This is a genomic window from Aquirufa aurantiipilula (assembly GCF_019923745.1).
Lineage (GTDB): Bacteria > Bacteroidota > Bacteroidia > Cytophagales > Spirosomataceae > Aquirufa > Aquirufa aurantiipilula.
Map to the genome: position 1 here is coordinate 39,372 of NZ_JAANOG010000012.1, position 13,991 is coordinate 53,362.

Annotated in this window: 7 protein-coding genes and 1 tRNA gene; 3 read left to right on the forward strand and 5 right to left on the reverse strand. The window is 39.7% G+C overall.

Annotation, left to right across the window (positions count from 1 at the left end; genetic code table 11):
* Positions 1-148: 148 nt before the first annotated feature.
* Positions 149-4,195, forward strand: coding sequence for a T9SS type B sorting domain-containing protein (locus G9H60_RS11825; protein WP_223144267.1), 4,047 nt, complete (start codon positions 149-151; stop codon positions 4,193-4,195).
* Positions 4,196-4,388: 193 nt separating this feature from the next.
* Here G9H60_RS11825 and G9H60_RS11830 read toward each other — a convergent pair whose 3' ends face one another.
* The gene (locus tag G9H60_RS11830) at positions 4,389-5,228 is read right to left on the reverse strand and encodes a metallophosphoesterase family protein (protein ID WP_223144268.1); all 840 of its coding nucleotides are present in this window, start codon (positions 5,226-5,228) and stop codon (positions 4,389-4,391) included.
* A gap of 102 nt (positions 5,229-5,330) precedes the next feature.
* On the reverse strand, positions 5,331-6,941 hold the full coding sequence (locus G9H60_RS11835; protein WP_223144269.1) for a DUF5060 domain-containing protein: 1,611 nt from the start codon (positions 6,939-6,941) through the stop codon (positions 5,331-5,333).
* Positions 6,942-7,070: 129 nt separating this feature from the next.
* On the opposite strand from G9H60_RS11835, the gene G9H60_RS11840 reads away from it, so the two are divergent.
* Together G9H60_RS11840 and G9H60_RS11845 are read left to right on the forward strand one after the other, a co-directional pair.
* A tRNA-Arg gene (locus G9H60_RS11840) sits at positions 7,071-7,142 on the forward strand.
* A gap of 1,265 nt (positions 7,143-8,407) precedes the next feature.
* Positions 8,408-10,780 carry a heavy metal translocating P-type ATPase gene (locus G9H60_RS11845; RefSeq protein ID WP_223144270.1) on the forward strand — a complete coding sequence of 791 codons (2,373 nt, stop codon included), beginning with the start codon at positions 8,408-8,410 and terminating at the stop codon, positions 10,778-10,780.
* A gap of 156 nt (positions 10,781-10,936) precedes the next feature.
* Here G9H60_RS11845 and hflX read toward each other — a convergent pair whose 3' ends face one another.
* From hflX to atpG, 3 genes are read right to left on the reverse strand one after another with little or no spacing between them, the layout of a single operon-like run.
* Positions 10,937-12,208, reverse strand: a complete 1,272-nt coding sequence (gene hflX, locus G9H60_RS11850) for a GTPase HflX (protein WP_130925596.1) — start codon at positions 12,206-12,208, stop codon at positions 10,937-10,939.
* Positions 12,209-12,268: 60 nt separating this feature from the next.
* The gene (locus tag G9H60_RS11855) at positions 12,269-13,093 is read right to left on the reverse strand and encodes a DUF2911 domain-containing protein (RefSeq protein WP_223144271.1); all 825 of its coding nucleotides are present in this window, start codon (positions 13,091-13,093) and stop codon (positions 12,269-12,271) included.
* 4 nt (positions 13,094-13,097) lie between these two features.
* Complete coding sequence (atpG, locus tag G9H60_RS11860) at positions 13,098-13,979, reverse strand: ATP synthase F1 subunit gamma (protein ID WP_223144272.1); 882 nt, start codon at positions 13,977-13,979, stop codon at positions 13,098-13,100.
* Positions 13,980-13,991: the final 12 nt, after the last annotated feature.

Sequence of the window (13,991 nt, forward strand, 5' to 3'; positions counted from 1 at the left end):
TCTGTTCATTTAAATTTATAAACTGATTCCTTGTATTATGTGTTCTAAAACTGTTGATTTTCGGCAGGAGAGATTCTCTGCTGGAATTTTCCACTTTGATCAATTTCAATCATTTTTTGTGATAGTTTTGATTTGCTTTGGGTTACTTATGCTCCCAAATGAAAGTCAAGCCTCAGCTGAAATTGGTGTCGCCGTTAAATTTAAAATTACTGGATCGGCAACTCAAACCGCAGGTGTATCCCAAACCATCACCATTACTGCTGTGGATGGCTTAGGGATTACTGATAACTCCTATGTTGGATTTCATGATTTAATATTTTCGGGAGCCAATAGTTCTATTTTAGGGAATACACCAAAGGTTAATTCTGTTGCGTTTGGAACCAGTTCTAGTATTACATTTACTAATGGAGTTGCCACGGCAACTTTGGATTTGTTTCGTGCCGAAACAGCTCTTATTCAAGTTTCAGACGGAACCTTGTCTTCCTCTGGGGCAGATGGATTAAGCATTGTAGTTGGCTTTGGAGCCTTAGGTAGATTTGATCAGGTTTTATCAAGCCCAGAGCAAATTGTTGATAGAAATTTTACTGGGACCTATACCGTAACGGCTCAAGATAGTTATGCCAATGTCATTACTAATTTTAATTCAGCCATTACACCTTTAACGGTCATAGGGAATAGTAGTTATGCTGCAGGTACATTTACCTTAGGTTATGGAGGGAATGTGTTAAATCGTGCAAGTGATTTTGTCAATGGAGTGGCCAATTTGCAAGCCATTGGAATTAAGTATTCAGGAACTACCAACGCTTCAGGTAACATTTTGATTCGAAATGCTGATTTAACAATTATCTCTCCTATTTCTGCAAACATTCGAGGAGGAAATGCCGTTCGATTAGCAATAACAGGTGGAACCACGAGAGTAGCTGGAACTAGTTCTGCCGTTACCATAACAGCATTAGATACCTATGGTAATACTTCTTATGAATATACAGGTATCAAATCTTTGCTCTTTTCAGGAGCAAATACGTCGACAAGTGGAAATATTCCACGTATATCTACTACCAACTTTGGAACAAATACCAATTTAACGTTCTCTGCTGGTTTTGTAACTAGCACTATGACCTTGTTTAAAGTAGAAAATCCTACTATTTCAGTAAGTGATGGAACACTTTCTTCTTCTGGATCAAGTAATTTGACAGTAACGGTTAATCCAGCCGTTTTAAATAAATTCGAGGTAGTCATTCAAAATCCTCAACAAAGCGAACGAAATTTGGCGGGTGTAAATACCGTAACAGCACAGGATCTGTATAACAATACGGTTACCTCATTTAATGCAGCTACTAATAATGTAACTGTTTCAACGACCTTATCGGGTAGTATTACGGGACTTTCAGGTGGAAATAAACTAAACTCTGCATCCGATTTTGTAAATGGAATAGCTAATTTGACAACCCTAGGGATGATTTACTTAGGTGCAGAAGGTTCGGGTACATTTACTTTTAGAGCCAATACAGGACCTACGGGTACTAGTCAGATTATAGAAACTGCATTTGCAGATGATGATAGTGATGGGATACCAAATTCCATGGAATGTTTCGGAACATCTTCGTTATTAGGCACTTGTGCAGATTTTGATGGGGATGGACGGATGAATTCTCGTGATACTGATTCAGATAATGATGGAATCAATGATTCCTTAGAAAGAAATATGGATTCGGATGGGGATCGACAAGCCAACTATTTAGATTTGGATTCAGATAATGATGGAATACCGGATGCCACAGAAGGGATTCAGGATACGGATGGAGATGGAACCCCCAATTACATTGACCTTGATTCCGATGGCGATGGCTTGATGGATGCTTGGGAGGCTAGTGATAATGCTCGAGGAACTGTAGATCAGAATTATGATGGGAAAATTGATATGAATGGAGTTTTTGCTGATGTTAATGCCAATGGATTAGCTGATGTATTGGAAACCATTTTGAGCGGGAAAGTATTGCCATTACCTGATACAGACCGAGATGGGACAAAGGATTATGTTGATACAGATTCAGATAATGATGGGATTTCAGATAAGCTTGAGGGCAGTTCAGACCCCGACAAAGATGCATTTCCCAATTACCGCGATTTAGATTCGGATGGGGATTGGTTGGGAGATCAAGATGAAAGAAATGTGGATAATGATGGAGATGGAGTTAGTAATTATCTAGATGCAGATTCAGACGGAGATGGAATTCCAGATGCCTGGGAAGGAAAAAATAAATGTGCCACCTGTACAACTTTGAAAGATGATTGGAATGATGGTTGGGACGATCGAGGTCAATATGTGCTTGTCATAGATACAGATAAAGACGGTAGTTCCGATTTTTTGGATTTAGATTCTGATAATGATTGCCTTCCCGATGCTGTGGAATTGGGAGATGATTTGGATGGTGATGAACTTGCCAATTTTCGGGATTTGGATTCAGATAACGATGGAATAGGGGATAGCATAGAAGCTGTTTTTTGTACTAAGCCTGTTGATTCAGACAAAGACGGTAAAGCTGATTTTGAGGATGCTGATTCAGATAATGATTTGATCCCTGATAAAATTGAGGTGGGGTCTAATCCTGCAAAACCCCTGGATTCAGATGGGGATGGATTAGTAGATTATCAAGATGTTGATAGTGATGGAGATGGATTATTGGATTCTGCGGAGGCAGGAAAAGAGGTGAATAATCCTTTGGATTCAGATTCGGATGGTATTTTGGATTTTAGAGATACTGACTCCGACAATGATACCATATTAGATAAAATAGAAGTGGGGGCCAATACGCTAAAACCATTGGATTCTGATAATGATGGAATTTTTGATCATTTAGATATTGATTCAGATAATGACAGTATTGCTGATAAATTGGAAGCAGGTACAGACCCTAGCATTCCTGTTGATACGGATGCAGATGGTCAACGAGATTACGTGGATACTGATTCGGATGCAGATGCTATTCCAGATCAAATTGAAATGGGAGCTGATCTAACAAAACCACAGGATACAGATGGAGATGGCAAATGGGATTTTCGTGATACGGATTCTGACAATGACGGAATTTTAGATTTAATAGAAGCGGGTCAAAATCCCAATAAACCGATTGATTCTGATGGAGATATTATAGCTGACTTCATGGATATAGATTCAGATAATGATAGTATTTTAGATAAAATAGAGGCAGGTTCAGATTCGGCAAAACCAAGGGATACCGACCTTGATGCTAAGCCAGATTATATTGATTCTGACTCCGATAATGATGGATTATTGGATTCATTAGAAGTGGGAACCAATAGTAGCATTCCATTAGATACCGATCAAGATGGCGTGGCTAATTATCGCGATTTGGATTCAGATAATGACGGTTTATTGGACAAATTAGAAGCCGGGAATGACCTTTCCAAGCCCTTGGATACGGATAAGGATGGATTTGCTGATTATATAGACATCGATTCAGATAATGATTCTATGGCGGACCGATTGGAAGCGGGTGCTGATTTTAATCGACCTGTAAATACCGACAGAGATGCATTACCCGATTATCGGGATACGGATTCCGATAATGATTTGATTCCGGATAAGGTAGAAGTAGGTTCTGATCCGACTAAACCTATGGATTCTGACCGAGATGGCATATTTGATTATCAAGATGTGGATTCCGACAATAATGGGATATTAGATGCCACAGAATTAGGACTAGATGGTAATAATCCCATAGATACCGACAAAAATGGAATTCCAGATTACCGTGATTTGGACAATGATGGAGATGGAATCAGTGATCTACTAGAATTGGATGTGAATTATGGAGGTTTGGCAGATTGCGACAATGACGGCATCAGTAATATGCAGGATAAGGATGTTTGTGAGCCCTTTGCCCCTCAGGGGATTTCTCCTAATGGAGATGGTAAAAACGATAAATTGATTATTCCTGGATTATTAAGTTTTCCCAAACATCACATTTCAGTCTTTAATCGAGCTGGTTCGATCATTTTTGAATCGGACAACTATAAAAATGATTGGGGAGGAGAATTGAATTTTGTGAGTGGTCAATCGAACTCATCTCAGCTTGTTCCTGATGGGGTTTATTATTATGTCGTGGACTTTGCAGGAGTGAAGCCCTCCATTCAATCCTTTTTATATGTCAATCGATTAAACCTGAAATAAGGTAAATCAAAAGGGAGCTTCAGCTCCCTTTTGATTTCAAATGGATTATCAATTTCTTGGACAATTTATATAAAATCTCATTCGTTAAACGGCTGATTAAACCTGCTTCCGCAACGCTGGCAAGGTTTTGAACCTTGACAGCGTTAGGAGTTTCACCAATTTCGCGCGGGAATACACGGTTTAATCCTGGCGTTTAGAAAGATAATTCTTCCATTTTTACTTCAGGATTCATCATATAAGTGATTAAAGTGCCATCATTCAATATTTCTCCTACACGGTAACCTTTATAGGGAGTACCCCAATTACCTCCAATGTGGGAATCAAATAAAAATGGCGTATTGTTCATCATTTTTACTCCGTCTTGATCATGCTCATGTCCATGAAAGGCAGCTTTTACATTGGGATAGTTTTTCAACAAATCAAAAAATTCAGGATGATCTATGCCATGTTTGGTCCATTTGGCTTGCGGGATATGCAAAAACAACAAGACTTGCTTGTACTTTTTATGGGCGTCTAATTGCTCTTTCAGCCAAGTTAAATCGGGGCAGAGGTATTTGCCTTGCTCATTGGATGTGTCTCCTAATAATATTCCGACCTTTTTATGTGCCACCTGATGATTCAATGGTGTTCCCCAAATGTCTTTCCAGTATTCAGGACTTACTAAATCATGGTTACCTCGTGTAACATAATAGGGCATTTTTAAACCATCAATTTTGACCTTTGCCTTTGGCATCCAAGTCTTATCATCATGGACGATATCCCCATTCATAACACAAAAATCCAACGGATTTTCTGAGTGAAACTGGTTAATCTGCGCAATGGCCTTGTCCAACATTTCTTCAAATGGCGTATTGGGCTGTCCATAATGAATGTCTGAAGCTACAATAAATCGCAATTTTACTTTCTTGCGAAAGGTCTCAACTTCGCTAGGACTTAAAGCTTTGACTTGTCCAGAAAGTAGAAATATAGAGGCAAAAGAAACTTGCTGAATGAAATTTCTTCTGCTAAGGGATAGCTGTTCTTTTTTTGACATTGAGGTTTAGATTAAGAAACTAATTTATCTTTTTTTGGCTAAAATATAGTCCTTGCTTATGAATATTAATCCTTTCTTAATAAGTAAGCAATTGTATTTTCTTTATCGAATTTCCCTTATTCTTAGTGCTAAATAAGGCTTTTCTGGTAATCTGATTTTTTGATGATCTTTATCAAAAAAACGGTAATCACTTTCTTTACCTGTTTCAAAGATCTCGGGCAATGTTTGAATTGTCATTCCATAAGTATCAATGATATCTACTCGAAAACGAGTTCCAGCAGTCAATTTGCCAAAGACTCCATTATTGATGGGTAAATTAAACATCCAATATTCTTGAATTTGTTTACCAAAATAGATCAAATAATTACCCTTTCCTCCGGAGGAGGTCTGGTTATCGCGAGATACATCCGATAAGCTTAATGGCCCTGGTCCTTCCTCCAGGATTTGTCTCAAAAAGCGGACTCTCTTCCAGCTTTCTCCTCTAAATATTCCTCCTTTAGCCCAAAATATGGTATCTCGGTGGTCTTTGAACATAAAGGATTCTCCATGTGTAACATATGTACCACCCATGACTCCATTCCAAATCAAATGCGTCATGGTTTCTGAACTGTAGCGACCCCAGCGTGATTTGAGATTGCCTTCATAGCCGACTTCATCTAAGACGACAGGTTTATGGTAAACATTGCGCAGCATCGCTGCTGAATTGGGACTTTGTACAGGCGATTCATCCTGTACACTGATGTGGGTAAATTCCGGTTTCCAATACTCATAATACGTAGCTGTAGCACCATGGATGGAACATAAATGACGGTAAGGGTCAGATTTGACCACTGTTTTAGTTAATTCATCCCAATCCGCAATCGTTTTTGATTTTACATAATCCCACTCATTTGCCATCGACCACCACACATTTCTAAAAGAAGAGATTCGGGCCAAGAGATACTGAATATAACGAATGTTGACTTCTCTAGGCATGGCATCAAATCCCCATCTTCCTTTGTCGTATGGATGAAAAAGTATCAAATCAGCTTCTATGCCCAAGCTTTGTAAAGCATCGATTTGTTTTTCCAATTGCTGGAAAAAGGCTGGATTAAATTGATTGTAATCCCATATTTTTACTTCATTTCCTTGAGCATTTATTTTGGATTCTTTTAGGACAAAAGGATAAAGTCGAGGTTCTTCTTTAACCAAATCATAATTTTTGGGAAACACACACATTCTGATTTTATTAAAACCTGATTTTTTAAGGGAATTCAAGGTCAATTGTTGCAATTCAGCACCCATGTGATTCCAGGCATAGGCTGTTGTTCCAAATGGATAATAGGTTTTACCATCTGCATAAGTAAAATGAACCGAACCATTTGTACGCACCATACCATGATTTTCAGAAGAAGGGGCAATGCATTCCACAGTGCCAGTTTTTTTGGCTAGTCCAGCTATATTACTCTGAGTTGTATATTTCCATATTCCCAATCGAGTAGGCATGAATCTAAGCTTGAAGGTTTGATTTCCATCATAAAAACCTGAAATAGTGATTGTGGTATCGGCATGAACAAATATGGCTTTAAATTCTACATCTTGATATCCGTTTCCATTAAATGCAGATTGATAGGATAATTCCACGCGGTTCCAACGTTCCACTGACTCTTGTGCCATAAGGCCAAATGAAAGAAATAAAAGAAAGCTTATTCCTAAAAGAAATGATTTTTTCATCCAGAGATTTTTTTATTGTGTTGGGTTTTTGGAGTAGTAAAGTACGAATTATTGTTTCAAGATAAATAGGTTTCCAATCAAATATTATCAAGATTTTTGTTCTAAATTGATTAATTTGCAAGCCTATTTGGCGCCATAGTTCAACGGATAGAATAGACGTTTCCTAAACGTTAGATGTGGGTTCGATTCCCGCTGGGGCCACAATGAAATGATAAATTATAGGTTATAATTTATCAATGGGGTTTGAGTCCAATTCCTCATTTTAATCAATTTTCTTTCCTAAACGTTAGATGTGCCGGGGTCGCGTTCGACTCGATTCCCGCTGGGGCCACAATGAAATGATAAATTATAGGTTATAATTTATCAATGGGGTTTGAGTCCAATTCCTCATTTTAATCAATTCTCTTTCCTAAACGTTTGATGTGCCGGGGTCGCGTTCGACTCGATTCCCGCTGGGGCCACACAGAAATGATAAATTATAGGTTATAATTTATAAATGGGGTATTAGTACCATACTTCCATCTAATCAGGTTTATTTTCTAAACGTTTGATGTGCCGGGGTCGCGTTCGACTCGATTCCCGCTGGGGCCACACAGAAATGATAAATTATAGGTTATAATTTATAAATGGGGTATTAGTACCATACTTCCATCTAATCAGGTTTATTTTCTAAACGTTTGATGTGCCGGGGTCGCGTTCGACTCGATTCCCGCTGGGGCCACAATGAAATGATAAATTATAGGTTATAATTTATAAATGGGGGTAATTCAATACTACATTCTACATTTTCCATTCTACAATTAACGGTTAATCCTACGAAAGATGGGAACGTAGCATGAGCGAAGCGGAAGGCGGATATTTGACCCAGTGCGTGGGCCTGAGTGTAAACGTCAAAGATTAAAGCCGTATGCGGAGTGAACATCGGTTCCGCAAAGCGGAATTCGTATTGGATTAACCGAAACCATCCTGTTTTTTTGTTTCTTTTTTTTTTAAAAGAAATACCAAAGTAATGATCTTAAAGTAGTGAGTGATTAAAGCTGTAGAAGATTAACTTGATTAAGCATAGATTATTGCGGATTATCTTTTTTTGAAAAAAAAGAAACAAAAAAACTTGTTTTTTGTCGTTCCGCCAAGGCGAATTCTGCTACGCAGAATCGTGATTCTCTCCGCTATCGCCTATACTTTTGACGCGGACGCGCATCGCTTATGCGCAAGGTCAAAACCTCGTCTACCGCTGCGTTCATCACATTTCGCAGGGCTGAACGACGGGATTAAATATGCAAAATTCTACATACTATCTACATTTTACATTGAAAGGTTAATCCTACGAAAGATGGGAACGGAGCTTTTTTTGATTTATCATTTTACCGCAAAATTCTTGCTTATATTTGAATGCTTAGTACCTGAATTTTGTTTTAGTATTTTATGATTATTTCTACATTCTTCATTCTACATTCTTCATTTAAATGAAACATACCTACCCCATATCCGGAATGAGTTGCCAAGGTTGCCGGAGCCACGTTGAAAAAGCACTGAATTCAGTTGAAGGTGCCATCGCTACTGTCGATCTAGAAAAAGCAGAAGCGACCATCCAAATGGAACACCATATTCCGACCGAGGTCTTTGAAAAAGCCCTGCAAGCTAGTGGGGGCAATTATCATATCGGGCAAAGTCCTCAGCCTATGTTGTCCAAACCTAAACCTGTCGCCATTCAAGGGGCATTGTATTATTGCCCCATGCATTGTGAAGGAGATAAAACCTACGATAAACCTGGTTCTTGCCCGGTTTGTGGCATGGACCTGGTGGCTCAAGCAGGAAGCTCAGAGAATGAAAATAGTACTTATAACAAGCTGCTCTTCAAACTGAAAATTGCCATAGCATTTACTTTGCCTATTTTCATCATTTCCATGACAGACATGATTCCTGGGAATCCATTATTTCAATGGGCTACCATGACCACCTGGAATTGGGTTGAATTGGTTTTATCCATTCCAGTCGTATTTTATGCCACTTGGATGTTCTTTGAACGCGCATGGCAATCCTTAATAAGTCGGCATTTTAACATGTTCACACTCATTGGTATCGGAGCTGGAGCGGCTTGGCTTTTTTCAGTGATTGCCCTCTTTTTTCCATCCATTTTTCCTCATCAATTCCATTCACACCACGGAACAGTCTATGTGTATTTTGAAGCTGCTACCGTGATTTTAACCTTGGTGCTGTTGGGACAAGTCCTCGAAGCTCGAGCCCATGGAAAGACCAATGCCGCCATTCGGGAATTATTGAAATTAGTGCCAAACGAGGCGACTCTATTACGTGATGGCAAGGAAATGATCGTGCCAATTGACCAAATACAAAAACAGGATTTGATTCGAGTAAAACCAGGGGAGAAGATTCCGGTCGACGGGCACATTCAGGAAGGTCATGCCTCCATCGATGAGTCCATGATTTCGGGAGAGCCAATACCGGTCGACAAGCAAGTGGGAGATGTTGTGCGGGCGGGTTCGATCAATGGGAATACCAGTTTTATCATGCAAACTGATAAAGTGGGAGCGGAGACCTTATTGGCACAAATCATTGATTTAGTACATCAAGCAAGTAGTTCCAAAGCGCCCATCCAAAAAATGGCGGATACGATTTCTTCCTATTTTGTGCCTGCGGTGGTACTTTCTTCGCTACTTACTTTTATTGCTTGGGCCATGTTGGCCAACGAAAATGCCTACACATTTGCATTCGTGAATGCCATTGCTGTGTTGATTATCGCTTGTCCTTGTGCGCTGGGTCTAGCCACACCGATGTCGGTGATGGTCGGAGTGGGGAAAGGGGCTCAGAACGGTATTTTGATTAAGAATGCTGAGGCTTTGGAGAAATTGGCAGAGGTGAATGTGGTGATTATCGACAAGACAGGTACTGTGACGGAAGGTAAACCTTCTTTGGAGAAAATGTTGGTCAGTTCGGAGGAGATTATCGAGAAGGATGTTTGGCAAAAAATCCTTTCTTTGAATAGCTTGAGTGAGCATCCTTTGGCTAAAGCCAGTGTGGTTTTTGCCAAGAGTTTAGGTATTAATTCTGTCAAAGTAAATCAATTTGAAACTATATTAGGCAAAGGTGTTTTGGGGCAAATAGAGGGTAAAACGTTTGCCATTGGAAACCAAAAACTGATGGAAGAGCGAGCTATCAATATTCCCGTGGATTTATTTAAACAAGTGATAGCGGAGCAAAAACAAGGCAAAACGATTTCCTATTTTGCGGATGAAAAAGAGGCTCAAGTAGCCTTGGTAATTAGTGATAAGATCAAAGAATCGAGTCAGCAAGCTATCCAAGAATTGCAGGCAGAAGGATTACAAGTGATTATGCTAACGGGCGACAACCAAGAAACGGCGGATTTAGTCGGTAAGAAATTAGGTCTAGATGCTTGGAAAGCGCAGATGCTGCCACAGTCTAAATTGGATGAAATAGTACGTTTACAGGCAGAAGGCAAAAAGGTAGCGATGGCAGGTGATGGCATCAACGATGCACCAGCTTTATCTCAAGCGGATATTGGCATTGCCATGGGTACAGGCACCGACGTAGCCATAGAAAGTGCCGAAATAACGTTAATTAAGGGAGATTTACGGGATATAGCCAAAGCTAGAAAGCTTAGCCAGATGGTCATTCGAAACATCAAAGAAAACTTATTCTTTGCTCTGGGTTACAATGTACTGGGTATTCCCATTGCCGCAGGAGTCCTTTACCCATTCTTTGGTACTTTATTATCTCCGATGCTCGCCGCCCTTGCCATGAGCTTCAGCTCGGTATCAGTGATTTCGAATTCCTTGAGGTTGAGGGGGAAGGTGTTGTAATGAAGAATGAAGAATGTAGAATTAAGAATGAAGTGTGAAAAATGTAGATAATTTAAGACTAAAAATTTTTGTCTGTTTAATTTTTTACTGTTCCAATCAATTCACAAATTAGAATTACTTATAAATTCTACATTCTACATTCTTCATTCCCACAGCCTACTCTGGTACATACTCATCACTATGTCCCATCAAGTGATTGCCGCTTAGCCAGTTCGGGAAGATTTGGTAGTGCTTATCTTTGATTAGGTTCATGACGGTTTCACGCAATTCGTTCAAATTACTCTTTTGCTCAGCCGAAATAAAGACAGTTTTAGGTTGATTGGTTTGCCAGTGGGTCTGTTTCAAGAATTGGGTTACTCGATCCATTTTGCTCAATTCTGGTTCTCCATCCTCATTCAAGGCTGCCCCTTCAAAGAACACGTCTTCCACTGGGAATAAGTCAATTTTATTAAATACTAGGATGGTTGGCTTATCACCCGCACCCATTTCATTCAAAATTCCTTGAACGATTTCTATTTGTTCCTCAAAATTTGGATGGGAAATGTCAACGACGTGTAAGAGTATATCCGCTTCTCTTACCTCATCCAAAGTAGATTTAAAGGATTCAATCAGCAGGGTAGGGAGTTTACGAATAAAACCTACGGTGTCGGTCAAAAGAAATGGAATGCCTTCCCAGCTTACCTTACGTACCGTTGAGTCTACCGTTGCAAATAACTTATTTTCAGCAAAGACTTCAGCCTTAGCCAATTTTTGCATCAAAGTAGATTTCCCCACGTTGGTATAACCCACCAATGACACACGCACCATGCGATCGCGGTTCTTCCGCTGGGTGAATGTTTGTCGATCTATGGCTTCTAACTTCTCTTTCAAAAAGGCAATGCGGTCATTGGCAATACGACGGTCAGTTTCCAATTCCTTTTCACCTGGACCACGCATACCCACACCACCACGTTGCTTGGAAAGGTGAGACCACATGCGGGTCAAACGAGGTAGCATGTATTGGTACTGAGCCAATTCCACTTGGGTTTTGGCTTGTACTGTTTTAGCTCTTTGTGCAAATATGTTCAAAATCAACAAACTGCGGTCTAAGACTTTCATCTCCTTACCACATAATGAGATCTCATATTCAATGTTTCTTACTTGAGAGGGCGACAAATCATCGTCAAAGATGATCATATCCACATCTTTGTCAATCACATAGCGAATTACATCATCCAATTTTCCTTTACCCACATAAGTACGGTTATCAGGCTTGGCTAGTTTTTGAGTAAAACTTTGCAAGGTCAATACCCCTGAGGTAGAGGCCAAAAAAGCTAGCTCGGCCAAGTACTCGGCCGTTTGCTGTGCATTTTGTTTTTGAGTAGTCACAGCCACCAAGACGGCGGTTTCTTGCTCTTTATCAGTACTATATCCCTTTTCTTCTCCCATATATAAGCTAAAAAAAGCCTTCCCGTAAAGAAAGGCTTTTTCAAATTAAGCAATTCTATTTTATAAGCCCTTAATTAATTTCTCATTAAGTGCTACATAATCATCATTTTTTGCAGCTTTCGCCAATTCAATGGATTTCAAAGCCGTTGCTTTGGCACCCGCTTTATCTCCCAATTTAGCTTGAATCTTCGCTTTTAAATGGAATACCCAAAAAGCAGTTGGATTCGAAGAGGTAGCTTTCGTTGCCCATTCTAAAGCCTTGTTTAAATCACGTCCTGTTTCAAAATAATAGGAAGCAGATTCAAAATAAGGTTTAGTATCAGCACTCATCACTTGCTCAATGGAAGCAGCAATCTTAGCATCAATCTCTGTTTCTACCGGAATAGAGACAAAGGTCTTTTCCCAAGATATCTGTATGAACATCTTATTGGCTGCAACTAGTTCAAATTGATATGCCAAAGATTCCACAGGGTACTGTAAGGTAGCTGTAGGAACAGTAGCAGTCAATACATTTTCCTCTGGGTGATAATTGAAAACGCCGTCTGTTCCTTTGTTGAAGATTATCTCCCAAGATTTCTCAGAAGGATTAATCATCAATTGATAAGAACCAGCCTTCAGGCTTTTGCCCATAATTTTTACATCTTCACCAAAAGTGACTTTGGTAGGAGCATTGGCACCCGCTCTCCATAATTTTCCGAAAGGAACGATATCACCAAAAATCTTACGGCCACGAAGGGCAGGACGAGAATAGGTGATCTCTACGGATGATAAAGAAAACTCTTGTTTGATGGTTTGTGCAGGACTAGGAGTAGGGACTTTGAACGATTGCGCATTCGCATTCATTCCTAATGTAGTCAATACCAAAAACAATAGTAACTTTTTCATAAATCTAAGCAGATAAAGCCTCTGCACCACCTACGATCTCTAGGATCTCGTTGGTAATAGCGGCTTGGCGTGAACGGTTATACTCTAATTTCAAAGCTTTAATCAATTCACCGGCATTGTCCGTAGCCTTATCCATGGCCGTCATACGAGCTCCATGCTCAGAAGCATTGGACTCTAATAAAGCACGGAAGATGGACAATTTGATGGATTTTGGAATCAACTCGTTGATGATTTCCGCTTCTGATGGTTCGAAAATGTAATCCACAGCAGAAGGTTTTACATCACCTGTATTGCTTTCTTGCAAAGGCAATAATTGTTCGGTACGAATGATTTGAGTGGCTACGTTTTTGAATTCGTTGAAAACGATTTCTACCACGTCATATTGTTTCTCCGCAAATCCATTCAATACTTCTTCTCCAATCAAACGCGCATTGCCAAAATTCAATTTGGTGTAAATATCTTGGTGCTCAGCGTTTAGCTTATAGCCTCTACGACCTAAATATTCACCACCTTTTTTACCCAATGGCATTACAGTTACTTGACCTGCTTGGTGCAAAGTCGCATATTTTTGCTGAATTAAAGCGATGGTTGCTTTACCAATGTTCGCATTAAAAGCACCACATAGACCACGGTCAGAAGTTACCACCAAGATCAATACGTTTTTAATATCACGTACTTCTGTGAATGGATTCTCTTTTCCTGCATCCGTACGTCCTGATACTGTCGCAATCATTTCTGATAACTTCTTAGAATAAGGGCGCATTTGGACAATGGCATCAGTGGCACGACGCAACTTCGCTGCCGAAACCATTTTCATGGCTTTGGTGATTTGTTGCGTCGAATTAACTGAAACGATTCTATTTCTTACTTCTTTTAAGGAAGCCATACGATTCTAATT

Excerpts from the sequence above, each read along its gene's own strand:
- G9H60_RS11825 (WP_223144267.1), top strand. The coding sequence starts at position 149 with ATGCTCCCAAATGAAAGTCAAGCCTCAGCTGAAATTGGTGTCGCCGTT.
- G9H60_RS11830 (WP_223144268.1), bottom strand. The coding sequence starts at position 5,228 with ATGTCAAAAAAAGAACAGCTATCCCTTAGCAGAAGAAATTTCATTCAG.
- G9H60_RS11835 (WP_223144269.1), bottom strand. The coding sequence starts at position 6,941 with ATGAAAAAATCATTTCTTTTAGGAATAAGCTTTCTTTTATTTCTTTCA.
- G9H60_RS11845 (WP_223144270.1), top strand. The coding sequence starts at position 8,408 with ATGAAACATACCTACCCCATATCCGGAATGAGTTGCCAAGGTTGCCGG.
- hflX (WP_130925596.1), bottom strand. The coding sequence starts at position 12,208 with ATGGGAGAAGAAAAGGGATATAGTACTGATAAAGAGCAAGAAACCGCC.
- G9H60_RS11855 (WP_223144271.1), bottom strand. The coding sequence starts at position 13,093 with ATGAAAAAGTTACTATTGTTTTTGGTATTGACTACATTAGGAATGAAT.
- atpG (WP_223144272.1), bottom strand. The coding sequence starts at position 13,979 with ATGGCTTCCTTAAAAGAAGTAAGAAATAGAATCGTTTCAGTTAATTCG.